At 67.0% G+C, this 25,296-nt stretch carries 23 protein-coding genes; 20 read left to right on the plus strand and 3 right to left on the minus strand.

Annotated elements, in window-relative coordinates:
* Window positions 1-87 precede the first annotated feature (87 nt).
* From AC1KAT_RS05705 to AC1KAT_RS05740, 8 genes are all read left to right on the plus strand, one after another.
* Window positions 88-3,873 carry a nitrate reductase subunit alpha gene (locus AC1KAT_RS05705; protein ID WP_480323670.1) on the plus strand — a complete coding sequence of 1,262 codons (3,786 nt, stop codon included), beginning with the start codon at window positions 88-90 and terminating at the stop codon, window positions 3,871-3,873.
* The gene (gene narH / locus AC1KAT_RS05710) at window positions 3,870-5,393 is read left to right on the plus strand and encodes a nitrate reductase subunit beta (RefSeq protein ID WP_480323672.1); all 1,524 of its coding nucleotides are present in this window, start codon (window positions 3,870-3,872) and stop codon (window positions 5,391-5,393) included. Before AC1KAT_RS05705 ends, narH begins: the two co-directional genes overlap by 4 nt.
* A gap of 12 nt (window positions 5,394-5,405) precedes the next feature.
* Window positions 5,406-6,110 (plus strand): nitrate reductase molybdenum cofactor assembly chaperone, encoded by a 705-nt coding sequence (narJ, locus tag AC1KAT_RS05715; protein ID WP_480323674.1) that lies wholly within the window; start codon window positions 5,406-5,408, stop codon window positions 6,108-6,110.
* 15 nt (window positions 6,111-6,125) lie between these two features.
* Complete coding sequence (narI, locus tag AC1KAT_RS05720) at window positions 6,126-6,824, plus strand: respiratory nitrate reductase subunit gamma (protein ID WP_480323676.1); 699 nt, start codon at window positions 6,126-6,128, stop codon at window positions 6,822-6,824.
* An 11-nt stretch (window positions 6,825-6,835) separates the two neighbouring features.
* Window positions 6,836-7,615, plus strand: coding sequence for a peptidylprolyl isomerase (locus tag AC1KAT_RS05725; RefSeq protein ID WP_480323678.1), 780 nt, complete (start codon window positions 6,836-6,838; stop codon window positions 7,613-7,615).
* Window positions 7,616-7,633: 18 nt separating this feature from the next.
* Window positions 7,634-8,323, plus strand: a complete 690-nt coding sequence (locus AC1KAT_RS05730) for a carbonic anhydrase (protein ID WP_480323680.1) — start codon at window positions 7,634-7,636, stop codon at window positions 8,321-8,323.
* 485 nt (window positions 8,324-8,808) lie between these two features.
* Window positions 8,809-10,047, plus strand: a complete 1,239-nt coding sequence (locus tag AC1KAT_RS05735; RefSeq protein ID WP_480323682.1) for an NAD(P)H-dependent flavin oxidoreductase — start codon at window positions 8,809-8,811, stop codon at window positions 10,045-10,047.
* A 17-nt stretch (window positions 10,048-10,064) separates the two neighbouring features.
* Window positions 10,065-11,366 carry an NnrS family protein gene (locus AC1KAT_RS05740; protein WP_480323684.1) on the plus strand — a complete coding sequence of 434 codons (1,302 nt, stop codon included), beginning with the start codon at window positions 10,065-10,067 and terminating at the stop codon, window positions 11,364-11,366.
* Between the two features lie 24 nt (window positions 11,367-11,390).
* Here the strand turns inward: AC1KAT_RS05740 and AC1KAT_RS05745 are convergent, their stop codons facing one another.
* Together AC1KAT_RS05745 and AC1KAT_RS05750 are read right to left on the minus strand one after the other, a co-directional pair.
* Window positions 11,391-11,585 carry a hypothetical protein gene (locus tag AC1KAT_RS05745; RefSeq protein ID WP_480323686.1) on the minus strand — a complete coding sequence of 65 codons (195 nt, stop codon included), beginning with the start codon at window positions 11,583-11,585 and terminating at the stop codon, window positions 11,391-11,393.
* Window positions 11,586-11,710: 125 nt separating this feature from the next.
* On the minus strand, window positions 11,711-13,573 hold the full coding sequence (locus AC1KAT_RS05750) for a sensor histidine kinase (protein WP_480323688.1): 1,863 nt from the start codon (window positions 13,571-13,573) through the stop codon (window positions 11,711-11,713).
* A gap of 193 nt (window positions 13,574-13,766) precedes the next feature.
* Here AC1KAT_RS05750 and AC1KAT_RS05755 point away from each other — a divergent pair, with 193 nt between their 5' ends.
* The 9 genes from AC1KAT_RS05755 to AC1KAT_RS05795 all read left to right on the plus strand — a co-directional run bounded on the left by AC1KAT_RS05755 (window position 13,767) and on the right by AC1KAT_RS05795 (window position 22,470).
* Window positions 13,767-14,060 (plus strand): DUF2249 domain-containing protein, encoded by a 294-nt coding sequence (locus tag AC1KAT_RS05755; protein ID WP_480323690.1) that lies wholly within the window; start codon window positions 13,767-13,769, stop codon window positions 14,058-14,060.
* 1 nt (window position 14,061) lies between these two features.
* Window positions 14,062-15,081 carry a ubiquinone anaerobic biosynthesis protein UbiU gene (gene ubiU / locus AC1KAT_RS05760; RefSeq protein WP_480323692.1) on the plus strand — a complete coding sequence of 340 codons (1,020 nt, stop codon included), beginning with the start codon at window positions 14,062-14,064 and terminating at the stop codon, window positions 15,079-15,081.
* Between the two features lie 38 nt (window positions 15,082-15,119).
* Window positions 15,120-16,043, plus strand: coding sequence for a U32 family peptidase (locus tag AC1KAT_RS05765; protein WP_480323694.1), 924 nt, complete (start codon window positions 15,120-15,122; stop codon window positions 16,041-16,043).
* On the plus strand, window positions 16,040-16,495 hold the full coding sequence (ubiT, locus tag AC1KAT_RS05770) for a ubiquinone anaerobic biosynthesis accessory factor UbiT (protein ID WP_480323696.1): 456 nt from the start codon (window positions 16,040-16,042) through the stop codon (window positions 16,493-16,495). The genes AC1KAT_RS05765 and ubiT overlap by 4 nt, the downstream gene beginning before the upstream one ends.
* A gap of 43 nt (window positions 16,496-16,538) precedes the next feature.
* Window positions 16,539-18,551 carry a ribonucleoside triphosphate reductase gene (locus tag AC1KAT_RS05775; RefSeq protein ID WP_480323698.1) on the plus strand — a complete coding sequence of 671 codons (2,013 nt, stop codon included), beginning with the start codon at window positions 16,539-16,541 and terminating at the stop codon, window positions 18,549-18,551.
* 31 nt (window positions 18,552-18,582) lie between these two features.
* Window positions 18,583-18,807: an anaerobic ribonucleoside-triphosphate reductase gene (nrdD, locus tag AC1KAT_RS05780; RefSeq protein ID WP_480323700.1), complete on the plus strand. Its 225-nt coding sequence runs from the start codon at window positions 18,583-18,585 to the stop codon at window positions 18,805-18,807.
* Window positions 18,807-19,529, plus strand: coding sequence for an anaerobic ribonucleoside-triphosphate reductase activating protein (locus tag AC1KAT_RS05785; protein WP_480323702.1), 723 nt, complete (start codon window positions 18,807-18,809; stop codon window positions 19,527-19,529). The genes nrdD and AC1KAT_RS05785 overlap by 1 nt, the downstream gene beginning before the upstream one ends.
* A 507-nt stretch (window positions 19,530-20,036) precedes the next feature.
* On the plus strand, window positions 20,037-22,181 hold the full coding sequence (locus tag AC1KAT_RS05790) for a hypothetical protein (protein ID WP_480323704.1): 2,145 nt from the start codon (window positions 20,037-20,039) through the stop codon (window positions 22,179-22,181).
* Window positions 22,168-22,470 (plus strand): hypothetical protein, encoded by a 303-nt coding sequence (locus tag AC1KAT_RS05795; protein ID WP_480323706.1) that lies wholly within the window; start codon window positions 22,168-22,170, stop codon window positions 22,468-22,470. The genes AC1KAT_RS05790 and AC1KAT_RS05795 overlap by 14 nt, the downstream gene beginning before the upstream one ends.
* Window positions 22,471-22,633: 163 nt before the next feature.
* On the opposite strand, the gene AC1KAT_RS05800 is transcribed toward AC1KAT_RS05795, so the two are convergent.
* Window positions 22,634-23,533, minus strand: a complete 900-nt coding sequence (locus tag AC1KAT_RS05800; RefSeq protein WP_480323708.1) for an AraC family transcriptional regulator — start codon at window positions 23,531-23,533, stop codon at window positions 22,634-22,636.
* A gap of 99 nt (window positions 23,534-23,632) precedes the next feature.
* On the opposite strand from AC1KAT_RS05800, the gene AC1KAT_RS05805 reads away from it, so the two are divergent.
* From AC1KAT_RS05805 to AC1KAT_RS05815, 3 genes are all read left to right on the plus strand, one after another.
* Complete coding sequence (locus tag AC1KAT_RS05805; RefSeq protein ID WP_480323710.1) at window positions 23,633-24,250, plus strand: hypothetical protein; 618 nt, start codon at window positions 23,633-23,635, stop codon at window positions 24,248-24,250.
* A 49-nt stretch (window positions 24,251-24,299) separates the two neighbouring features.
* The gene (locus AC1KAT_RS05810; protein ID WP_480323712.1) at window positions 24,300-24,689 is read left to right on the plus strand and encodes a hypothetical protein; all 390 of its coding nucleotides are present in this window, start codon (window positions 24,300-24,302) and stop codon (window positions 24,687-24,689) included.
* A gap of 69 nt (window positions 24,690-24,758) precedes the next feature.
* Complete coding sequence (locus AC1KAT_RS05815; RefSeq protein ID WP_480323714.1) at window positions 24,759-25,085, plus strand: hypothetical protein; 327 nt, start codon at window positions 24,759-24,761, stop codon at window positions 25,083-25,085.
* Window positions 25,086-25,296 lie beyond the last annotated feature (211 nt).

Below are 25,296 nucleotides of genomic sequence, written 5' to 3' on the forward strand. Positions count from 1 at the left end.
CGAGCGGGCCGAGCGCCGGGCCGCTCCCAAGCCGGCCCGCATCCCCTCGGGGGATCGGACGACGTACTCGTCGGACGAGGGGCTGTCATGAGCCATTTTCTCGATCGCCTCACCGCGTTCACCTTGCCGAAGGAAGCGTTTTCCAACGGCCACGGCATCACCACCGGTGAAGACCGCACCTGGGAAGACGCCTACCGCAACCGCTGGGCGCACGACAAGGTCGTGCGCAGCACGCACGGTGTGAACTGCACCGGCTCGTGCTCGTGGAAGATCTACGTCAAGGGCGGCATCGTCACCTGGGAAACGCAGCAGACCGACTACCCGCGCACCCGCGCCGACCTGCCCAACCACGAGCCGCGTGGCTGCGCACGGGGCGCGTCTTACTCGTGGTACCTCTACAGCGCCAACCGCGTGAAGTACCCGATGGTGCGCGGCCGCCTGATGGAGCGCTGGCGCGCGGCCCTGAAGGTCGCCAAGAGCCCGGTCGATGCCTGGGCCACCATCGTCGAGAACCCCGAAGCCCGGCGCGACTATCAAAAGCAGCGCGGCATGGGCGGCTTCGTGCGCAGCACCTGGGACGAGGTCAACCAGCTCGTCGCCGCCGCCAACGTCTACACGATCAAGAAGCACGGGCCCGACCGCATCATCGGCTTCTCGCCCATCCCAGCGATGAGCATGGTGAGCTACGCGGCCGGCAGCCGCTACCTCAGCCTCATCGGCGGCGTGTGCATGAGCTTCTACGACTGGTACTGCGACCTGCCGCCGGCCAGCCCGCAAATCTGGGGCGAGCAGACCGACGTGCCCGAGTCGGCCGATTGGTACAACAGCACCTACCTGATCGCCTGGGGCAGCAACGTGCCGCAGACGCGCACGCCCGACGCGCACTTCTTCACCGAGGTTCGCTACAAGGGCGCGAAGACGGTCGCCGTGACGCCCGACTACAGCGAGGTCGCCAAGCTGGCCGACCTGTGGATGCACCCCAAGCAGGGCACCGACGCGGCACTGGCCATGGCCATGGGCCACGTGGCGCTGCGCGAGTTCTACTTCCCGACCGACGGCCGCGAGCGCAGCTGCTACTTCGACGACTACGCACGCCGCTACACCGACCTGCCGCTGCTCGTCACGCTGAAAGAACACACCCTGCCGGACGGCCGCACGACGCTCGTGCCCGACCGCTACCTGCGCGCGAGCGACTTCAACGGCAAGCTCGGCCAGAGCAACAACCCCGAGTGGAAGACGGTCGCCTTCGACAGCAACGGCCGCGCCGTGCTGCCCAACGGCAGCATCGGCTTCCGCTGGGGTGAAGCCGGCCGCGACGACGCCGGCAAGTGGAACCTCGAAGCCAAGGAAGCGCGCCACGGCGAAGACGTGAAGCTCAAGCTGTCGGTGATGGAAGACGGCCGCCAGTCGCACGAAGTCGTGGACGTGGCCTTCCCCTACTTCGCCGGCATCGCCACGCCGCACTTCCACGCCAACCCGCAGCAGGGTGAGTTGAACCACGCCAAGGTGCCCGCCGTGCGGCTGCGTCTGGGCAAGGAAGGCGACCTGCGCGAGGCGTTGGTGGCCACCGTGTTCGACCTGCAGGTCGCGCAGTACGGCATCGACCGCGGCCTGGGCTCGGGCGCCAAGAGCTACGACGACGACGCGCCCTACACGCCGGCCTGGCAAGAGCGCATCACCGGTGTGCCGCGCGAGCAGGTCATCACCGTGGCACGCCAGTTCGCCGACAACGCCGACAAGACACGCGGCAAGTCGATGATCATCATCGGCGCGGCGATGAACCACTGGTACCACGCCGACATGAACTACCGCGGCGTCATCAACCTCTTGATGATGTGCGGCTGCATCGGCCAGAGCGGCGGCGGCTGGGCGCACTACGTGGGGCAAGAGAAGCTGCGCCCGCAGACCGGCTGGACGCCGCTGGCCTTCGCGCTCGACTGGATCCGCCCGCCGCGCCAGATGAACAGCACGAGCTTCTTCTATGCGCACAGCGACCAGTGGCGCTACGAGAAGCTCGACGTCAGCGAGATTCTTTCGCCACTGGCCGACAAGCAGAAGTTCGGCGGCAGCCTGATCGACTACAACGTGCGCGCCGAACGCATGGGCTGGCTGCCCAGCGCACCGCAACTGAAGACCAACCCCTTGCAGTTGGTGAAGAACGCGCAGGCCGCCGGCCAAGACCCGAAAGACTTCGTCGTGCAGGGCCTGAAGACCGGCGCGGTGCAGATGAGCTGCGAAGACCCCGACGCCCCCGAGAACTGGCCGCGCAACATGTTCGTGTGGCGCAGCAACATCCTCGGCTCCAGCGGCAAGGGGCACGAGTACTTCTGCAAGCACCTGCTGGGCACCGAGCACGGCGTGCAGGGCAAAGACCTCGGCGCGGGCGACGCGAAGCCGCAAGAAGTGCAGTGGCACGACCAGGCGCCCGAAGGCAAGCTCGACCTGGTGGTGACGCTCGACTTCCGCATGAGCACCACCTGCCTGTACAGCGACATCGTGCTGCCCACGGCCAGCTGGTACGAGAAGAACGACCTCAACACCAGCGACATGCACCCGTTCATCCACCCGCTGTCGGCCGCGGTCGACCCGGTGTGGCAATCGAAGTCCGACTGGGAAATCTACAAAGGCTTCGCCAAGGCCTTCAGCGAGGTCTGCGTGGGGCACCTGGGCGTCGAGAAAGAAGTGGTGCTCACCCCGTTGATGCACGACACCCCGGCCGAGCTGGCCCAGCCCTTCGACGTGCGCGAATGGAAGAAGGGCGAATGCGAGTTGGTGCCGGGCAAGACCGCGCCGCAGATCGCCGTGGTCGAGCGCGACTACCCGAATGTCTTCAAGCGCTTCACCTCGCTGGGCCCGTTGATGAACAAGGCCGGCAACGGCGGCAAGGGCATCGCGTGGAACACCGAGACCGAGGTGCAACAGCTCGGTGAACTGAACGGTGTGGACAGCGAAGGCCGCCCGCGCATCGTGACCGACATCGACGCCTGCGAAGTGATCTTGCAGCTGGCGCCCGAGACCAACGGCCACGTCGCCGTGAAGGCCTGGGAGGCGCTGAGCAAGGCCACCGGCCGCGAGCACGCCCACCTGGCCCTGCACCGCGAAGACGAGAAGATCCGCTACCGCGACGTGCAGGCCCAGCCGCGCAAGATCATCAGCTCGCCGACCTGGAGCGGGCTGGAAAGCGAGAAGGTCTCGTACAACGCCGGCTACACCAACGTGCACGAACTGATCCCCTGGCGCACCCTCACCGGGCGCCAGCAGTTCTACCAAGACCACCCGTGGATGGTGGCCTTCGGCGAAGGCTTCAGCAGCTACCGCCCGCCGGTGGACCTGAAGACGACCTCGGGCATCCAGGGCATCAAGCCCAACGGCCAGAAAGAGATCGTTCTCAACTTCATCACGCCGCACCAGAAGTGGGGCATCCACAGCACCTACAGCGACAACCTGCTGATGCTGACGCTCAACCGCGGCGGCCCCGTCATCTGGATCTCGGAAGACGACGCCAAGCGTGCCGGCATCGAAGACAACGACTGGGTCGAGCTGTTCAACATCAACGGCGCCATCGCGGCGCGGGCGGTGGTGAGCCAGCGCGTGAACCCGGGCATGACGCTCATGTACCACGCGCAGGAAAAGATCATCAACACCCCCGGGTCCGAGATCACCGGCATCCGCGGCGGCATCCACAACTCGGTGACCCGCATCGTGACCAAGCCGACCCACATGATCGGCGGCTACGCGCAGTACAGCTACGGCTTCAACTACTACGGAACGATCGGCACCAACCGCGACGAGTTCGTGGTGGTGCGCAAGATGAACCAGGTCGATTGGCTGGATGAGCCCGCCGCTCGCCGCCCGCAAGGAGAACAAGCATGAAGGTGCGCGCACAGATCGGCATGGTGCTCAACCTCGACAAGTGCATCGGCTGTCACACCTGCTCGGTCACTTGCAAGAACGTGTGGACGAGCCGCAAGGGCGTCGAGTACGCCTGGTTCAACAACGTCGAGACCAAGCCCGGCATCGGCTACCCCAAGGAATGGGAGAACCAGGACAAGTGGAACGGCGGCTGGATCCGCAACGCCGATGGCTCGATCTCGCCGCGTCAGGGCGGCAAGTGGAAGCTGCTGATGCGCATCTTCGCCAACCCGAACCTGCCCGAGATCGACGACTACTACGAGCCCTTCACCTTCGACTACGAGCACCTGCACACGGCGCCCGAGATGAAGCACGCGCCGACCGCACGCCCGCGTTCGCTGATCACCGGCCAGCGCATGGAGAAGATCGAGTGGGGCCCGAACTGGGAAGAAATCCTCGGCGGTGAATTCTCGAAGCGCTCGAAGGACAAGAACTTCGACGACATCCAGAAGGACATCTACGGCCAGTTCGAGAACACCTTCATGATGTACCTGCCGCGCCTGTGCGAGCACTGCCTCAACCCGGCGTGCGTGGCCTCGTGCCCCTCGGGCTCGATCTACAAGCGCGAGGAAGACGGCATCGTGCTGATCGACCAGGACAAGTGCCGCGGCTGGCGCATGTGCGTGTCGGGCTGCCCGTACAAGAAGATTTACTACAACTGGGAAAGCGGCAAGGCCGAGAAGTGCACCTTCTGCTACCCGCGCATCGAAGCGGGGCAGCCCACGGTGTGCTCTGAGACCTGCGTGGGCCGCATCCGCTACCTGGGCGTGCTGCTCTACGACGCCGACAAGATCGAGGCCGCCGCGAGCGTCGAGAAAGACACCGACCTTTACCCCGCGCAGCTTGCCGCCTTCCTCGACCCGCACGACCCGAAGGTGATCGAGCAGGCCCGGCGCGACGGCATTCCCGACGCGTGGCTCGAATCGGCCAAGAACAGCCCCGTCTACAAGATGGCGGTCGAGTGGAAGGTGGCGCTGCCGCTGCACCCCGAGTACCGCACGCTGCCGATGGTCTGGTACGTGCCGCCGCTGTCGCCCATCACCGCCGCCGCACACGCCGGCCACGTGGGCACCAACGGCGAGATTCCCGACGTGAAGCAGCTGCGCATCCCGGTGAAGTACCTGGCCAACCTGCTGACGGCCGGCGACACGCTGCCGGTCATCACCGCGCTCGAACGCATGCTCGCGATGCGCGCCTACCAGCGCGGCAAGCACGTGGACGGCAAGCCCAACCACGCCGCCTTGAAGCAGGTGGGGCTGAGCGAGGCGATGGTCGAAGACATGTACAAGATCATGGCCATCGCCAACTACGAAGACCGCTTCGTCATCCCGAGCACGCACCGCGAGTACGCCGAGAACGCGTTCGACGTGCGCGGCGGCTGCGGCTTCAGCTTCGGCAACGGCTGCAGCGACGGGCAAAGCGAGACCAGCCTGTTCGGCAGCACCAAGCGCCGCACGATCCCGATCAAGGCCGAGCTGTAAAGGGGCGACACCATGAGCATTCTTTCTTCACCCCAACGCATGGCGCTGACGCTGCGCTCGCTGGCCTGGCTGCTGCGCTACCCCGACGCCGAGATGCGCATGCACCTGCTCGACCTGCGCGACACGATGCGCGACGAAGGCGCGCTGACCAGCGGCCGCCGCGCCGAGATCGACGTGCTGATCGACCGCCTGCGCGGCGCGCCCGGCCTGAAAAGCGAGTCGGAGTACGTGGACCTCTTCGACCGGGGCCGGCGCACCGCGCTGCACCTGTTCGAGCACATCCACGGCGACAGCCGCGACCGCGGTCCGGCGATGGTCGATCTGACGCAGACCTACGAACGCGCCGGCCTGCACCTGTCGCCCGGCGAGTTGCCCGACCACCTGCCGGTGCTGCTCGAATTCGCCAGCACGCAGCCGCCACGCGAAGCACGCGAGTTCTTGCGCGAAACGGCCCACATCGTGCGCGCCATCTTCAGCGCCCTGCTCGACCGCCAGAGCCCCTACGCCAGCGTGCTGGCCGCGGTGCTCGACTTGGCCGGCGAACGGGCCGAACGCGTGGCGCTGCCCGAAGAGCCCGAACTCGACCAAGCCTGGGCCGAGCCCGAGGTCTTCGGCGGCTGCTCGACCGCCGGCCAGTCGCGCCCCGAACAGCCACAGCCGATCCACATCGTCCGCAACCCCGCGCGCAACGCCGACGGCCTGCGCGCCACGGGTTGACGAGGAGAAGAAGCCATGACCGCCTTGCACAACTTCCTGTTCACGATCTTTCCCTACATCTGCCTCACGGTGTTTCTGCTGGGCAGCCTGGTGCGCTTCGACCGCGACGCGTACACGTGGAAGAGCGACTCTTCGCAGCTGCTGCGCAAGAGCAAGCTCAACTGGGCGAGCAACCTCTTTCACGCAGGCATCCTGTTCCTGTTCTTCGGCCACACGGTGGGCCTTCTGACGCCGCACTGGGTGTACGAGCCCTTCATCACGCCGGCGCAAAAGCAGTTGCTCGCCATCGTGGCCGGTGGCGTGGCGGGCAGCCTGTGCTTCGTCGGCCTCACCGGCCTGATCGTGCGCCGCATGGGCGACGAGCGCGTGCGCGCCACGAGCCACGGCACCGACCTGCCGCTGCTCCTGGTGCTGTGGGTGCAGCTCACGCTGGGCCTCGTCACGCTGCCGTTCTCGCTCGGGCACAGCGATGGCTCGGTGATGCTGGCGCTGTCGCACTGGGCGCAAGGGGTCTTCACGCTGCAGCCCGACGCGGCCGTGCTGAGCCCGCTCGACTGGGTCTACAAGGCGCACCTCGTGCTGGGCATGACGATCTTCCTGGTCTTCCCGTTCACGCGGCTGGTGCATGTGTGGAGCGGCTTCGCCTCGGTCACTTACCTGTTCCGTCCGTACCAGATGGTGCGTTCGCGCCGCCTGAACGTGCCGCGTCGTTGAGGAGCCTCGCCATGACACCGTCCACCCTCGCCCCGGCCGCCATCAACGGCGTGCCACTGGTCGCCAGCAACGAAACCCTCAGCGACGACGAGCTGCGCCAGCGCGCCCACATCGAGCTGCTGCGCCAGGCGGCCATCGGCGCCGGCCTGCTCGACGCCGACGACCCGGTGCCCCTGATGGGCGCCACCAGCCCCGCCGCCACCACGGCCATCGAAGCGCTGCTCGACCGCGCCATCACCCGACCCACACCCGACGACGAGGCCTGCCGCCGTTACCACGCGGCCCACGCCGCGCGCTACGCGGTGGGCGAGAAGGTCTGGCTGCGCCACGTGCTCTTCGCCGTCACACCCGGCGTCGATGTGGTGGCGCTGCGCCAGCGCGCCGAGGCCTGCCTGATCGACCTGCGCGCGAAAGACCGCGACGAGGCCGACCGCTTCGGCGCAGTCGCGCAGCAGTGGTCCAACTGCCCCAGCGGCCAGCAGGGCGGCGACCTCGGCTGGCTGGGTGCCGACGACTGCGCGCCCGAGTTCGCGCGTGAGGTCTTCGGCCACACCGAGGTCGGCGTGCTGCCGCGCCTGGTGCACAGCCGCTTCGGCCTGCACGTGGTCGAAGTGCGCGAGCGCCAGCCCGGCACCGTGCCGCCGTTCGAGGCCGTGCGCTCGGCCGTGCAGCAGGCGCTCGACCGGCAGACCTTCGCCACCGGTCTGCGCCACTACCTGCAGCAGCTCGCCGCGCAGGCGCAGGTCGAAGGGGTCGATCTCGAAGCGGCCTCGTCACCACTGGTGCAGTGAGCCACCGCCGAGACGGCCATGCCCGACGACCTGCTCGCGCGGCTGCGCAGTTTTCACGACGACGCGTTTCCGCAGTACCGCTCGCACTTCCGGCTGCTGGTCGATGACGGCCAGCACCCGATGACCCTGTTCATCGGGTGCAGCGATTCGCGCCTCGTGCCCTACCTGCTGACCGGCGCCGGCCCGGGCGAGCTGTTCCTCGTGCGCAACGTCGGCGCCTTTGTGCCGCCCTACGACCAGTCGTTCGGCTTTCACGGCACCGCCGCGGCCATCGAGTTCGCCGTGCTGAACCTCAACGTCAAGCGCATCGTCGTGTGCGGGCACAGCCATTGCGGGGCCATCCGCGCCTTGTATGGCGAGGTACCGGCCGAAGCGCAGAACCTCGCCCGCTGGCTCGACCTCGGCCGCGACGCCGCACTGCCCGTGGCCGAACCCGGCCCCGACGTGCTGCGCCGCACCGAGCAGCGCGCCGTGGTGTTGCAACTGCAACGCCTGATGGACTACCCCATGGTGCGCAGCCGCGTCGAAGCCGGCACGCTGAGCCTGCACGGCTGGCACTACGTCATCGAAGACGGCGAGGTGCATGTGTTCGACGTGGACCAAGGCGGCTTCGTGCCTGCATCGAGCGCCCGCAACGCCGGCACCAACCCGTACATCTTCGACGACCCCGAACGCATGGACGCCAGCGGCATCCCCACCGGGGATTAAAGAAAGGCGTGAGCCCAACTTGGGGGCAAGGGGCCAAGCCCCACCCCACCCACGCGCGAAGCGCGCATCTCGTTCGTTTGCATTCGGGCCCCGTGTGCAGGCGTCGGAGGGGCGGGCTCTTGAGGGCCGGCGCGCGCAGCGCGCATCCACCTCTGACTTCGTGCGAATGTCTGAGTGCAGCGCCGCAGGCGCGAAGCGAGTTCTCGCACGACGGCCCTCAAGAGCCTGCACCGCAGAGCAGTCCCGCGCCAGCGGGACCGCCGGAATCGGGTCGCCTTTTCTTTGCCTACTTTCTTTTGGCGAAGCAAAAGAAAGCAGGTGCGCTGCCGGGCGCACATCCCGGCGCCGACTCCCGCGAGGGAAGAAGGGTCCTACATGCCACGAACAGGCCCTTCGAGACCTCAGGGCGAACGGAGCACATGGAACCACAACCTGAACCCAGATCAAGGACACCCACCCCCACCCCGGGATACGTTCCCCCCACCATGAACACCACCTCCGCCCCACCGTCCCTGCAAGACACCGTCACGCAACACGGCCTCACCTCCTTGCACCTGCAAGGCCAGACCCTGCTCCCCATCGTGCAAGGCGGCATGGGCGTCGGTGTGTCGGCGCACCGCCTCGCCGGCAGCGTGGCCGCGCTCGGTGCCGTCGGCACGATCTCGTCGGTGGACCTGCGGCGCCACCACCCCGACCTGATGCAGCGCACCCAGGGCATGAAACCCGGCCCCGAGATGAAGGCCACCATCGACGCCGCCAACCTCGAAGCCCTGCGCCGCGAGATCGCCGCCGCACGCACGCTGTCGCAAGGCCGCGGCCTGCTGGCCGTCAACGTGATGCGCGCGGTGGGCGAATACGCGCACTCGATCAGCACCGCGCTCGAAGCCGGCATCGACGCCGTCGTCGTCGGGGCCGGCCTGCCGCTCGACCTGCCCGAACTCGCGCGCGAGCACCCGCGCACCGCGCTCGTGCCGATCCTGTCGGACGCACGCGGCGTGTCGCTCGTGCTCAAGAAGTGGGAACGCAAGCAGCGCCTGCCCGACGCCATCGTCATCGAGCACCCGCGCTACGCCGGCGGCCACCTCGGCGCGGCCAAGATCGCCGACCTGCACGACCCGCGCTTCGACTTCGAGCGCGTGCTGCCCGAGGTGCGCGCGCTGCTGCGTGCGGCCGGGGTCGAGCGCGAGGTGGCGCTGATCTGCGCCGGCGGCATCCGCAGCTTCGAAGACATCCGTCGCGTGCAATCGCTCGGCGCCGATGCCGTGCAATTGGGCACGCCCTTCGTGGCGACCGAAGAGTGCGACGCCGCGCCCGAGTTCAAGCGTGTGCTCGCCGAAGCGCGCGACGAAGACGTGGTCGAAATCACCAGCGTCGCCGGCCTGCCCGCACGCGCGGTGCTCACGCCCTGGCTCCAGCGCTACCTCGAAGTCGAGCCGCGCCTGCAGGCCAGCGCGCACAAGAAGCCGCGCTGCACGCTCAGCTTCGACTGCCTCGCGCAATGCGGGCTGCGCGATGGCTTGTCGGCCTGGGGGCAGTTCTGCATCGACAAGCAACTCGCGGCCGCCTTGCGGGGCGACGTGGCCAAGGGCCTGTTCTTCCGAGGCACCGGGGCCCTGCCCTTCGGCACGCACATTGCCACCGTGCGGCAGTTGATCGACCGGTTGCTGACACCGGGCGTGGCACTCGGCACGCCGCCCGCGCCGATCTTGGCTGCGGCCGCCTGAACGGCGAGGGGCCTGCGATGACGCTGATCCCGCTGCGGCCGCTGCCGCCCGTCAACCCCGTGCCCCTGCCACCCGCCCACGCGGGCTGGCACGCGGCGCGCCTGCTCACCGCACCGCACCGCCTGGGCTTCTTCAGCGCGGCGGTCTTGATGGCGGCCACCGCGCTGTGGTGGGCCGGCGTGATGTTTGCGCGGCAGATGGGCCTGGCGCTGCCCTGGGCCGCACCGCCGCTGGTGGCGCACGGGCTCGCGATGAGCTTCGCGTTCATGCCGCTGTTCATCATCGGCTTCCTGTTCACCGCCGGCCCCAAGTGGCTGGGCATGCCCGAGGTGCCGGCCCGGGCGCTGTTGCCCGCCGTGCTGGCGCTGGCGGTGGGCTGGGTCGTGGCCTTGCTGGGCTTTCATGTGCACACGCTGCTGGCGGCCGCCGGCATGGCGGTGGCCACCGGGGGCTGGGTCGCGGCCATGCGCCGCTTCGTGCGCCTGCTCGGCGCGAGCCGCGTGCCCGACACGCTGCATGCGCGGGGCGTGGCCCTTGCCGGCGCGGTAGGGGCGCTGGCCATGGCGGCCGGCGTGGTCGGCGTGGCGGTGGGCGATGTGACCGTGTCGCGCGCCGCCGCGCAAATGGGCCTGTGGGGCTTTCTGGGACCGACCTTCGCCGTGGTGTCGCACCGCATGATTCCGTTCTTCACCGCCGCCGCGCTGCCCCGCCTCGACGCGTGGAAGCCGCAGTGGCTGCTGGGCGTGATGGGCGCGGTGTTTGCGCTGCTCACGCTGGCCGAGGTGGCCGAGTTGATGTGGTGGCCGCTGCCGGCCACCGTGCATGCGGCGCTGGCGCTGGTGCTCGCCCCGGCCTCGGTGCTGATGCTGTGGCTCGCGGTGCGCTGGGGCCTGGTGCAAAGCCTGCGCATTCGCCTGCTGGCCATGCTGCATGGCGGCTTCGTGTGGCTGGGTGTGGCGCTGTGGCTCGCGGCGCTGTCGCATGCGCGCGTGGCGCTGTGGGGCGACGCCGCCTCGCTGGGCCTCGCGCCGCTGCATGCGCTGACCATGGGCTACCTGGGCTGCACGCTGATCGCAATGATCACGCGCGTGGCCGCCGGCCACAGCGGCCGGGCACTCGCCGCCGACGACATCGCCTGGCGCCTGTACGGCGTGCTGCAGGCCGGGGTGCTGCTGCGGGTGATGGCCGCGCTGTGGCCGCAAGCCTCAACGTGGCTGCTGTTGCCTGCGGCCCTGGCCTGGGGCGCGGCCTGCACCGTGTGGGCCCTGCGCCATGGCGGGTGGCTGGGGCGCGCGCGGGTGGACGGGCGCGCGGGCTGAGCACGCGCCCCACGCGAGGACCGCTCAGCGGTGCCGGTGATGCCGGTGGTGGTGCCCGTCGATGATGACCGTGGGCGCCTGCGGTTCGCTGTAGCGGTGGCCGTGCCCATGGCCGTGCCCGCGGTGGTGGCCCCCATAGGGCAGCACCACGCAGCCGGCGGCGGCCGCGCCAACGATCAACAGCACGCCAAGGCGCAGAACCCGTTGAAGTGATTTCACGTCATGTCTCCTGAGGGTGAAGGCAGACGGTTCAACGGTGTGCCGCAGCGCACGTTGACGCTCGTTCAGCGCCCGCAGGTAAAGCCTTTGTAAAGTTCATCGGCGCGCGGGCGCCCGACCGTGGCTCAGGCCTCGGCGCCGACCTCGGGTGAGTCCGTCGCGGCGGCGCCCCGGCTGGCCTGCGGCACGCTGAAGCTGAACTCGGCGCCTTCGCCAGGCCGGCTGTGCGCGCGGACCTGCCCCCCGTGCCGCTCGACGATGCGCTTGACGATGGCCAGTCCAAGGCCGGTGCCCGGGTAACGCGCATCGTTGACCAGGCGCGAGAAGGCCGTGAACAACTGGTGCGCGCGCGAGGCATCGAAGCCGATGCCGTTGTCCGTCACGCGGTAGCTCAGCGTGTGCCCGTCACCACCGCCGCTCACATGCACCCTGGGGTGCGCGGCCGCGCGCGAGAACTTCATTGCATTGCCGATGAGGTTGCCCATGACCTCGCCCATGAGAACGGCATCGCCCTGCAGCGGCGGCAGGGCGTCGATCGACACCTCGCCTGTGTAGCCGAGTGCCGCACGCTGGCGCCGCGCCGCTTCGGTGGCCAGCTCGGTCATGTCGATGTGTGCCGACTTCAGCGGCTGCGTTTCGCTCGACATCAACGCGCCCAGCGCGTCGATCACGTCGGCCACGTGGCGGCACTCGCGGGTGGCCGCTTGCAGGGCACGCTCGCGGTCCACCACGGCACTCGATGCCGACAGCTCCAGCAGCTGGCCGATGCTCAACACCGGGGCGCGCACGTCGTGCGTGATCACGCGCGTCAGCCCCGACAGCTCGGCGTTGCGAAGCTCCAGTTCGGCGGTGCGGTCTTTCACGCGCCTTTCGAGTTGATTCGTGAGGGCGGTGAGGTCTTGCTCGCGTTGGCGCAGCTGGCCGACGAGCCGCGTCAGCGCGTTGGCCAGCTTCGAGGCCTCGTCGCTGCCGGTGGCGTCGTCGGTGTTCGCTTCGGCGAGGGCGGCCGCGCGGCGCAAGGGGTCGAGCAAGCGCCCGGCCGCCCACCACAGGCAGCCCATCAGCAGCACAGCCGCAGCCACGCCGGCCATCCATGACTGGGACACCAACGCCCGCGCGGGCGCCCCCACGATGGCCTCGGGCTGACGCACCACCACTGTCCATCCCAGGCCGGTGTAGTCACGGAAACCCGCGCGCTTCACGGCGGCGGTGAGGTAACGCTTGCCGTTCGACCAAGTCACCACCTGGGCCGACCCGTTGGCCAGGCCGGCCAGGCCGCTGGGCAGCTGTTCGGTCTGCCCGGGCAGCAGCCGCAGGTTGGCCCCCTCGGCGTTGTAGATGAACATCTCGATGCCCTCGCGCGCCTGCAAGGTCTCGTTCACCTGCGCGTGCAATTCTTCGGCCCATTCCCAGTGCAGGTGCGCCCCCAGCACCCCCACCGTGCGCTGCTCGACGACCACTGGCGCGGCCACGTCGATCAGGCGCGGCGGCCCTTCGTCGTTGGGGTCCTTGGCAATGAAGGGCTTGAGCAGCTTGGCGTCGTGCACGTCCAGCACGGACGGCCCCTCGCGGCCGCGCCGCCACCAATCGCGCGCACTGACATTGGTGCCTTCGAGGATGCGGCCCGAGGCCGTCTTCACGGTGCCCTGCGCGTCGGTGAGGCCGATCCACGCGTAGTGCGGGTAGGTGCTTTTGAGCTGGTCGATGTCGGCTTGCCGCAAGCCGGTCACCGGCAGCGCGCGGATCGAAGCCGCGAGGTTCGACACCTCGCGCAGCCGTTCATACAGGCCGAAGTCGAGCCCACTGGCCAGGCGCAAGGCGGTGTCGGTGAGTCGCTTCGAATGCAGCTCCATCGCGTGCTGCTGGACCCAGCCCCCGGCCACGTGCCCGAGGGTGCCGAAGATCAGCAGCACCAGGGCCGCCACCGTGAGGCTCAGCTTGACCCGCATCGAGCGGGACACCACGCGCAGGTGAAGGCGGATCGGCATGGGCAGGGCGCAGGCAACGGTCGGGCGTGCCACCAGGGACGACCACCGAAGGCTACGCGGGAAGCTTGCCCTCGATCAACTGGGCCTTTCTTGGCGGCCGCGGGGCGAACACGTTTCTTGAACTTGTTCAAGGCGTGTGCAGGGGGCGCTGCGTAGTCTGAGCCCCGCTGATTCACCGCTTTGAAAGACACCCATGACCGCTTCCACCGCCCAGATCGACGTGCGCCAGATCCCCCCGCCGCAACGCCACGCGTTCATCTTCTCGACCTTCGAGTCGCTGCCGGCGGGCAGCGGCTTCGAACTGCTCAACGACCACGACCCGGTGCCGCTGTACCGCCAGTTCGAGGCACGGCACCTGGGCCGGTTCGACTGGACCTACCTCGAGACCGGCCCCGCGCAGTGGCGCGTGCGCATCGGCAAGCTGGCCGAAGGCACCGCGGCCGGTCAACCCGGCGAATGCTGCGGCTGCGCCTGCCGGGGTGCCTGAGGTGAGCGACGCGCTGCGCCCACGCAAGCCACAGCTGGTGTGCCCGGCCGGCTCGCCGCGCGCGCTGCGCCTGGCGGTGGATGCCGGCGCCGACGCGGTGTACCTCGGCTTCAAGGACGCCACCAACGCCCGCGACTTCAGCGGCCTCAACTTCGACGATGCGCAACTGCGCGAAGGCGTGCGCTACGCCCATGCACGCGGCCGCGAGGTGCTGCTGGCGCTGAACACCTTTGCCGATGCGTGCGACACGACGCCCTGGCAACGCGCGGTGGACCGCGCCGCCGCCGCGCAGGTCGATGCGCTGATCGTGGCCGACGTGGGCGTGATGGCCTACGCGCGCGCGCATCACCCCACGCTGCGCCTGCACCTGTCGGTGCAGGCCTCGGCCACCACCGGCGAGGCGATCGAGTTCTACCGCGAGCGCTACGGCATTCGCCGTGCGGTGCTGCCGCGCGTGTTGACGCTGTCGCAGGTGCAGCACGTCGCGCGCCACACCGAGGCCGAGGTCGAGGTGTTCGGCTTCGGCAGCCTGTGCGTGATGGTTGAGGGCCGCTGCGCGCTGTCGTCGTTTGCCACCGGGCAGTCACCCAACACGGCCGGCGTGTGTTCACCCCCCAAGGCCGTGCGCTGGGAAGACGGCCCCGACGGCGTGAGCGCGCGCCTGGGCGGTGTGCTGATCGACCGCTACGCCGCGGGTGAGCCGCGCGGCTACCCCACGCTGTGCAAGGGCCGCTTCGTCGTCAACGGCACGCGCGACTACGCGCTCGAAGAACCCACCAGCCTCAACACCCTGGCCCTGCTGCCGCAACTGGCGCAGGCGGGCGTGGCCGCCATCAAGATCGAAGGCCGCCAGCGCAGCCCGGCCTATGTGGCCGAGGTGACGCGCGTGTGGCGCGCCGCGCTCGACCAACTCGACACCGACACGCGCTACGCGGTGCAACCCGGCTGGAACGCATCGCTAGCGCGTTGGGCCGAAGGCCAGCAGCACACGCTGGGCGCGTATGAAAGGCCTTGGCGATGAACACCGCACAGCCCGCGATGGGCCTCAGGACCGACCTCATGACCGGCTTCACGATCGGCCCGCTGCAATACGCCTGGCCGCGCAGCACCACGCTGCAGTTCTATGCCGACATGGCCGATGGCCCGGCCGACACCGTGGTGCTCGGCGAGGTGGTGTGCGCACGCCGCCACGAAGTGAAGCTGGCCGACTGGCTGGCGCTCGCCCGCGAGCTGGCCACCGCCGGCAAGACCGTCGTGCTGGCCACGCAGAGCCTGGTGGCGGGCGAGGCCGAGTTGCGCGCGTTGCGACGGGTGTGCGAGCAGCACGAGTTCATGGTCGAGGCGGGCGATGCCTCGGCGCTGGGCGTGCTGGCACGGCGCGATGCGCCCGCCGCGCCGCCCTTCGTGATCGGCCCGCACGTGAATGTGTACAACCGCGCGGCCTTGGAAGAGCTGGCCTCGTTGGGCGCTGCGCGCTGGGTGCCGCCACTCGAACTGTCCCTCGACGCGGTGGGCCGCATCAACCCGGCGCACGAGCGCGTGGCGGGTGCGGCCGGGCCGCTGGTGACCGAGGTGTTCGCCTTCGGCCGCATGCCGCTGGCGTTTTCGGCCCGCTGCTTCACGGCGCGCCACCACCGCTTGAAGAAGGACGAATGCGCCTTCCGCTGCTACGACGACACCGACGGCCTGCTGCTCAGCACCGAAGAAGGCCAGCCCTTCCTGGTGCTCAACGGCATCCAGACGCAGTCGGCCGCGGTGCACTGCCTGCTCGATGCGCGGGCCGCACTCACGGTGGCCGGCGTGCAGCGCCTGCGGCTGTCGCCCTGCAGCCAGGGCTTCGCTGAAGTGGTGGCGCTGTTCGACGCGGTGTTCAACCACGGCGCCGATGCCGACGAGGCCATGGCCGCGCTGGATGCATTCCCCCTGCCCGGCGCGCGGGCCAATGGCTTCGCCCACCGCCGCGCAGGCCTGGAGCTGGCATGAGCCCCGCCCCCACCCCTGCCGCCGCCTCACAGACCCCGTCTTGGGCGCGGCCGTTCACCGACCGCCTGCGCCGCGTGGTGCAGCGCCTGCCGGTGCAGCCGCCCTCGTTCGTCGCCGCCCGCGCGCTCGACGCGCTGCTCTGGCCCCGCCTCGACGCCGACCAGCGCGTGCTGCTCGCCGGCCGCTGCGTCGAGATCGGCCTCATCGAACCCGGCCTGCGCGTGCGCCTGCGCATGGGGCCGCGTGGCTTCTCGGTGCCACCGGCGCACGAGCCACCGGTGGTGCGCATCCGCGCGCGCGTGGCCGCCTTGCACGCGCTCTTGCGCGGCGAGCAAGACGCCGACCGCCTGTTCTTCGAGCAGGCCCTGCTGATGGAAGGCGACACCGAGTTCGCGCTCGCCATCAAGAACACGCTCGATGCGATCGGCCCGCTGTGGCCCGGTCGCGCATGAGTGCCCTGCCCCTTCACCGCCCCCTCATCAAGGACACCCCCGCATGACCGCCTCTCTGCCCAGCCACGTGCTCAAGCGGCATGGCCGCCTCGCCCCCTTCGACGCCCTCAAGATCGTCAGCGCGCTGCGGCGTGCCGGCACCGCCAGCGGCGAGTTCGGCGACGCCGAGGCCCAGCGCCTCACCGACGAGGCCGTGCTGCCACGCGTGCGCGCAATGACCACGCCGCTGCCGCACATCGAGCAGATTCAAGACGCGGTCGAGGCCGCGCTCTTCGAGGCCGGCCACCGCCACACGTTGCGCGCCTACGCCGTCTACCGCGAGCAGCACCGGCAGTTGCGCGACGCACGCCAGTCGCTGGTGGACGTGCAGGCCGCGATGGATGAATACCTGCAGCAACGCGACTGGCGCATCAACGCCAACGCGAACCAGGGCTGGTCACTGGGCGGCTTGATCTTGAACGTGTCGGGCAAGGTGGTCGCCAACTACTGGCTCGACCACGTGTACCCGCCCGAGGTGGGCCGTGCGCACCGCCAGGCCGACCTGCACATCCACGACCTCGACATGCTCAGCGGCTACTGCGCCGGCTGGTCGCTGCGCACGCTGCTGCACGAGGGGCTGAACGGCGTGCCGGGCAAGGTCGAGGCCGGCCCGCCCAAGCACCTGTCGAGCGCGGTCGGCCAGATCGTCAACTTCCTCGGCACGCTGCAAAACGAATGGGCCGGCGCGCAGGCCTTCAGCAGCTTCGACACCTACCTCGCGCCCTTCGTGCGCAAAGACGCGATGAGCTACGCGCAGGTGCGCCAGTGCATCCAGGAGCTGATCTACAACCTCAACGTGCCCTCGCGCTGGGGCACGCAAACGCCCTTCACCAACCTCACCTTCGACTGGACCTGCCCCGAAGACCTGCGCGAACAGGTGCCGGTGATCGCCGGTGTCGAGATGCCCTTCACCTACGGCGAGCTGCAGGCCGAGATGGACCTCATCAACCGCGCCTACATCGAGGTCATGACGGCCGGCGATGCCAAGGGCCGCGTGTTCACCTTCCCCATTCCCACCTACAACATCACCAAAGACTTCGACTGGTTTCACCCGAACGCCGAGTTGCTGTTCGAGATGACCGCACGCTACGGCTTGCCGTACTTCCAGAACTTCGTCAATTCAGACCTCGAACCGCACATGGTGCGCTCGATGTGCTGCCGATTGCAGCTCGACCTGCGCGAGCTGCTCAAGCGCGGCAACGGCCTCTTCGGCTCGGCCGAGCAGACCGGCTCGGTCGGTGTGGTGACCATCAACTGCGCACGCCTGGGCCACCTGTACGCCGGCAACGAACGCGCGCTCTTCGCGCGGCTCGACGAGCTGCTCGAACTGGGCAAGCAAAGCCTCGAGATCAAGCGCAAGCTGGTGCAGCGCCTCATCGACGAAGGGCTCTTCCCGTACACACGCCGCTACCTGCGCACGCTGCGCAACCACTTCTCGACCTTGGGCGTGAACGGGCTCAACGAGATGATCCGCAACCTGTCGCACGACCGCGAAGACATCACCTCGGCCTGGGGCCAGGCCTTCGCCGAACGCGTGCTCGACCACGTGCGCGACCGCATGGTGCAGTTTCAAGAAGAGACCGGCCACCTCTACAACCTCGAAGCCACCCCCGCCGAGGGCACGACCTACCGCTTCGCCAAAGAAGACCGCAAGCGATTCCCCGCCATCGTGCAGGCCGGCACCACCGACCACCCGTACTACACGAACTCGTCGCAGCTGCCCGTGGGCTTCACCGACGACCCCTTCGAAGCGCTCGAACGCCAAGAGCCGCTGCAGCGCAAGTACACCGGCGGCACCGTGCTGCACCTGTACATGAACGAGCCCCTGTCGAGCGCCGCCGCCTGCCGCGAGCTGGTGCGGCGCGCGCTCACCAACTACCGGCTGCCGTACGTGACCGTGACGCCGACGTTTTCGATCTGCCCCACGCACGGCTACCTGGCCGGTCGCCACGACTTCTGTCCCACCTGCGACGAAGAACGGCTCGCCAAGAAGCGCCGCGAACTCGCCTCGCATTGACCGCGTGATTCACCTTCAACCGGAGACCCGCATGAGCACCGAAACCTTCCTCTGCCCCGAACCCGTCACCCTGCGCGACGACGAACGCCAGCCCTGCGAGGTGTGGACCCGCGTGATGGGCTACCACCGCCCCGTCGCCTCGTTCAACACCGGCAAGAAAGGCGAGTTCGCCGAGCGCCTGCATTTCGAAGAGTCGCGCGCCGGGCTCGCAGCCGCGTCACCGGCCAGCACCGCCCCCACCACCGCGAGCCACTGATGCAAGACGCCCGCGCCGATGCGCTGCGCGTGGGCGGCGTGCAGCGTTTCACCACGCTCGACTACCCCGGCGCGCTCGCGGCCGTGGTCTTCGTGCAAGGCTGCCCGTGGGCCTGCGTGTACTGCCACAACCCGCACCTGCAATCGCGCACGCCCAGCCCCTGCACGCCCGGCCTGCCCTGGCACGAGCTGCGCGACTGGATCGACCACCGCCGTGGCCGCCTCGACGCCATCGTCTTCAGCGGCGGCGAACCCACGCTCGACCCGGCCCTGCCCGAAGCCGCGCGCGAAGTGCGCGAGATGGGCTTTCGCATCGGCCTGCACACCGCAGGCATGCTGCCCCTGCGCCTGCGCCGCGTGCTGCCCCTGGTGGACTGGGTCGGCCTCGACATCAAAGCCCCGCTCGGCGACGAAGCCCAGCACCGGCAAATCACCGGCGCCTCGGCCCGAGGCTCGGCCGCCGCCGTGCGCGAAAGCCTGCGCTTGATCCAGGAAGCCCAGGTGCCCTTCGAATGCCGCACCACCGCCCACGGCGCCCTGCTCGCCCCCGGCGTGCTCGAACAGATGGGCCAAGACCTCGCCAACGCCGGCGTGCGCCGCTACGCGCTGCAAGCCTGCCGCGAGGCGGAGCGCCCGGCCGGTGCGCCAGTGCACGCACGCTTGAGAGAGGCCGCCGACACCCTGCGGCCGCAGTTCGAGCAGATCGAGTGCCGGCTGGGTTGAGTGGGGTGGCGCCAAGAGCGCTCAAGCGCAGCGAGTTCACAGCGTCCTGGCAACTTGAGAACAAGTGACGCAGTGCCGCCGGCATGTCACCGGCGCAATGCGTCTGACGTGAGCACAGCTTCCGTACGAGGTTTCGGTAGACAAAGGCTCGGCACGAACAGGGAGAGCCTCTGCGACAGCAGGCCGAGAGAAAGGCTGCGCATTTCGGGCGCAAATGAGCAACCCGTTCCGACGCTCCTGTTTTGCCGCTTCTGTGACGCAGCCACCCGAAACCATCGCCCCGGTCCGGCGGCAATCGGCCATGAGCGGACATACATCAAAGCTAGATCAGAGTGTCCACACGGGCGACTTATGGGCGGCTGACCTTGCAGAACTAAGAAATCATCCCCAAAAGGGAATGAGAAAGAAGCGCTGGGTATCGAACTGACGTCCGTACTAAAGAGACAGGAATATGATCCCGCGACCTTTTAGTAGACCGTCTGGAACCCATACAGGGAGATGCGCGCCGTGAAAATTGACATCCACACACACACCAGGAAATGCAAATCCGGTGACGCGCAGACGAGAGAGATTTCGCCAGAGGACTTCTGTGACGCAATCCTATCGACAGAAGTCGGGGTCGTCGCGATCACAAATCACAACGTGTTCGACCTCTCTCAGTTCAAGTCAATTCAGACGCGCATAGGAACGGCGGCTCAGGTCTGGCCAGGCGTGGAGCTCGACGTCTACGACGGGCCCGTTAGAGGCCACCTTTTAGTCATTACCTCGCCCCGGCTGGCGACGCAATTCGCCGCAGCAGTGACTGCGCTAACAAGCGGCCACACGCCAGATTCGTTCCAGGTGACGATTCCGGATGTTCTCGCGACATTTGATGCGATGGAACCGCTCTATGTCGCGCACTACAAGCAGAAGCGGCCGAGCGTCTCGGATGACATGCTTGCAGTGCTTGAAGCGGGAGCGCGGAACAAATGGAGCATCCTTAAAGAGGTGAGCAATGCCATCTCCGCTGGAATTCACATTTCGCATGGGCGGTCATCGATCTACGGCTCCGACATCCATGATTGGGGAAAGTATGTCGAAGGTGCTCATGCGTTGCCTGACCTACGTCTGCCGATCGATAGCTTCGAGCACTTCTGCCTGCTTTTAAAGAAGGACCCAACGACGATCAACACGGCAATGGATCGCAAGACGTCTGAGGAACTCACGCTGGTCCCCTTCGAAGACGGGAAGCCGCTCAACATCAGGGTGTTCAACGACATCAACATCATCTTTGGGCCGAAGGGCACCGGGAAGTCTCGCATCCTCGAAGCCATTGCCAAACACTACACGACGAACGGGATCGATGCCAACGTCTATGAGTCTGCCAGTGGGCGTCTCGATGAGATGTTCAATATCAAAGGCAAGGGCCTTAGCATCAATCTCAACAGTTACGGCATCAGCTACTGCCAGGATGAGATTCAGGTGGTTCGTAGCGCTGCCGAAGTGGACGTCACAAGCGTAGCTAAGTTCAAGGCGTTCTTCGAGTCCACTGTTTCAAACAAGAATGCCAAGCTGATCCTGCTAAAGAACATCGACACTCAGGAGGAAGGTGGGGCAGAGCGGAACTTCTCTAAGTACCACGATACTGCCTCAAAGATCGGGGCATTTTCTGCCTTAGTGACGGGTGATCCCCTCGTGAAGAATGAGCTCACGGAGGACGAATTCACTGAGCTTCAGCGCATCCTCGGGATGCTTCTTGACCGGCTCATTGGGAAGGAGTGGTCGGGATTCGTAGATTGGAAAGAGATCGCGTTGCTCAACTCGGCGATCAAGACCTTCCGGATCGAAGTAGAACGCAAGACAGGCTCGCCCGCGAAGCCCATCACCACGGGCTTTCGTGACTATGCGATGAACCGCATCAAGATTGCGGCCAGTATTAATGAGATCGGCAAGAGCCTATCGTCAGCGATTGCAAATGAAGAGGAGATCGTTGGCAATCTCGGCTCAGGCAAGGGCGAATTGACGTTCGTTACTCAGTTCCTCTTTCAGAACGGCAAAGTTACCGACGGCGACATCTCCAGCCTTACGCCCGTGAAGAAGGGGATCCAGAAGAAGTTTGCCAACGCTCTACGAGAGGTCGGCAAGCATGTGTTCCAAGACGACCTGTTCCACCACGTCTCCGAGCTCAACGCCATCGAGGGAGTTGATGACGTCAAAACGGTCTATGAGTTGCTTCTTTTCAAGAGGTACTTCACTCTGGATGGACTGCCCTATACGCCCTCAAGTGGCGAGGCGTCGATGGTGATGCTGCAAAAGGAGCTCGGGACCGACAAGGACGTCTACATTCTCGATGAACCCGAGAAGAGTCTCGGGAACGAGTACATCAACGACGTGATCGTTCCGCTCATCAGGGAGCGAGCGAAGTCAGGCCGGAGAGTATTCATCTCAACACACGATGCCAACATCGCTGTGAGGACGTTGCCGTATTGCTCGATATACCGAACTCATGGACCAGAGGGGTACAGCACCTTCATGGGTAACCCGTTCACGAACAATTTGGTGAACGTGGCCAAGCGTGAAGATCTGCGTGATTGGAAGGTGGTCAGCATGCGCACACTCGAAGGCGGAAAAGACGCATTTGGAGAGAGAGGGAGAATCTATGGTCACGCTTGATGCAACAGTGGAGTGCGTTGAGGAAAAGTACTTCCTAAAAATCAATGTAGAGCAAGGCCCTGTTGAGATCCCGCTATCCGACGACAGTCCGAATGCCGTCAAGAGTGCTTTCAATAAGCTCATACAGCGGATCAGGATCGGCGAGTTCAACATCAAACTGGAAAAAGTCGGCGAAGACCTGTTCTCCATGGTCGCCAACGAGTACCTAGCCCAACTGAATCGTGAGATTCAAGAGGTGCGCCGTCAGATGCTGGCAAACGGCTTGATCAAGGTAGAGCGCGCGCAGTAGTCCGACTGATCCGCCATGGTGTGTGATGGCTGAGTTCGCTGCATAGCCGGCGCTCAGCGAACTCGGCCCACATACCGCAAGTGATCGCCAAGGCGAGTTGCCGCGAGCGGTCTGCACACTCAGGCCCTGAAGGCCCGTGAGTCCTGTGGCACAGCACGCCCCCTCACTGCCAGAGTCTGTAAACCCAGAACGATTCGTCGCTGTCGATCCGATCCAGCAATTGTTTCGGGCTGAGGCCTGAAATGCGGCGTACCTCGCGACACAGGTGGGGCTGGTCTGCGTAGCCGGCCTCGGCAGCGAGGTCGCTCCATCGAAGCCGACGAAGCGCTTGGTCGGCTTGCGCATCAATCAACGCACGTTCGGCCCGCGCCAGCCCGGTGAGCGTGCCGAGCGGCAGGCCGGCCCAAGCGCGAATTCGGCGGTGGGTCTGACGCACGCTCCGCCCGACACCTGCAGTCAGCGCCCTCACCGCCAGCCCTTCAACCCAGTCGCGATAGCTCGACGCGCTGCTCCAGCCCGGTGCTCGAAGCGCACGCCACCGGGGCTCGATGAAGTTCTCGATCAGGCGGATGCGGCTTTCGAGGGTGGCTTCTTCAAGCACCGCATGCAGCATGCCGAGCCACGCCGTATCGAACACTTCGGCCACGTCACCGCACGCGCGGTCCACATAGCGGGCCGCATCGAAGCCGGTCAATGCGTGCAGTGCGTCGGGCATCACCAGCAGGGTGAGCGACTCGACGGGGCCAGGGTTGAATGAGGTCGCAGGCTTCGTCCTGGGCCCGCAGAACGAGATTCGCTGGGCCGGCACCCGCTGGTCTGACCATTCGGCCGTGCCCTGGACAAACCAAGTGATCGCGCACGCTGGCGTGGCGGGCAGGTGGTTCAAGCGCTCATCAGGCCGCAGGTCACGCCCCACGGTGCTGCGCGCGACAAAGCCGCGAAGGCACGAACCGAGCGAAAGCCGGGGTGCGATGAACTGCGACTGACCACTCGGCCGCAAAGCGGCGCTGGACGCTGCGGCCCGTGGCGTGTCCGTTTTGTTCAATACGCGGGTGCCCTTCATCTCTACATTGTGTTTGGCAGCAGGCGCGCTGTCGATCGCTCGGCCCTCAAGGGGCCACCCATCACAACCCGCTCATGAAGAGCCCAAATCACGACGCACATGGATGCCCGCCTCGTTCATCGCGCAAGCGGATGTTTGGTGGCAGCGTTTGCCGCCGTCCATCTGATCAACCATCTGGCGGCCCTGTCGAGTGTCGAGGCGCACATCGCCTTCATGGAGGCCGCACGTCTCGTTTACCGGCAACCGGGGGTGGAAGCGGTGCTGCTCGTGTGCGTCGCATCTCAGGTGGGCAGCGGCTTGTGGCGGGTCGTTCGCGCTTGGCGGGGTCGCCGCGGGTTCGTTGCCTGGCTCCAGGCGGCGTCGGGCATTGTGCTGTCGCTGTTTCTGCTGGTGCATGTGGGCGCTGTGATCTACGGGCGCATGGCGCTCGGCCTGGACACCAACATCTACTACGCCGCCGCAGGCCTGCATGTGGCCTCGGTGCGTGGCTTCTTCGGGCCGTATTACGCTGCGGGCATCCTTGCGTTGAGCGTTCATCTGGCGTGTGCGGCGCACCAGGTTCTTCCGGCCCACGACGGCTCGCGCACGCTGACACTGTGGGCCGCACTCGTGACAGGCGCGGCGCTCTCAGCGCTCATCGTCGGCGCACTGGCCGGCGTCTTTCATTCATTCAGCGTTCCTGCCGAATTCCTGCAGACGCATTCCGTGGCCCCGTGACGGCGATCTCCCGTGAGACGTCGTTCGATCTTGAAGGCAGAGACCTCTGATGAACTGGTACTTGATCGCAGCCGGCGCGCTCGCGTTGATCGTTGGCGCTGTTCACTCGTTTCTTGGCGAGCGCTTGATCTTCCGGCGGTTGCGCAAGAACTCGATCGTGCCGACCGAGGGCGGCAGTGCGCTGCGCGAGCCACACGTGCGCATTCTTTGGGCGACATGGCACGTGGCCACCGCCATGGGCTGGGGCCTCGCTGGGGTGCTGATGTGGCTGGCGCGGCCAACGGCCGAACCGTGGGTTCAACGGCCGGCGCTGATCGGCCTGGCGATAGCCATGCTGGTGAGTGCCGCGCTCGTGCTCATCGGCACCAAGGGCAGGCACCCGGGCTGGGTGGGGCTTTTGGGTGTTGCGGTGCTCGCTGCGCTGGGGGCGTATGCATGAGTCCGCCCGTGGTGAGTCCCTGAGCGGCGTGGGCAGGCAAGTTCGCCAACATCTGCGACGGAGCGCTTGATGTTCGTTCTGCCGGTCATCGTGTTGCCACTGGTGCTGGGCATCGGCATCTATCGCCTGTACCAGATTCCGCGGCGGCTCCTGTCGGGGGCTTTGCAGCTTCCCGGCAAAGACCGCATGGGCTTGTTGCTTGCGACCGTGACGGCCTACCTGGTGTTGCTTGGCCACACCGTGCTGTTGATCGCCACGCTCATCCATTCGATCTTGATGGCAGGGCCCGAAGCGTCGGGCTACCTCCATGTTCTTGGCTGCGTGGCGGCATACCCACTCGTCTACATCGGTTCGGCTTGGGTCTTCTTCTATGGATTGCGGAAGCGGCAGCCATAGTTTTGGTCAGGCCAACACCTGCGCGTCACCCCGACCGGAGGGCCGGCGTTGGACAAACGTCCAACCAGCTTGGGGGCAAGGGGCAAAGCCCCATCCGCATTCAGCCCAGCGCGAAGCGCCTGACTAGCTTTTGCTCTTGGCCCCGTAGAGGCGTCGAGAAGCGCAGGGCTTGAGGGCGGCGCGCGTGAGCGCGCTTCCACCTCGGACTTCG

The organism is Piscinibacter sp. PDB5-1 (genome assembly GCF_056676035.1).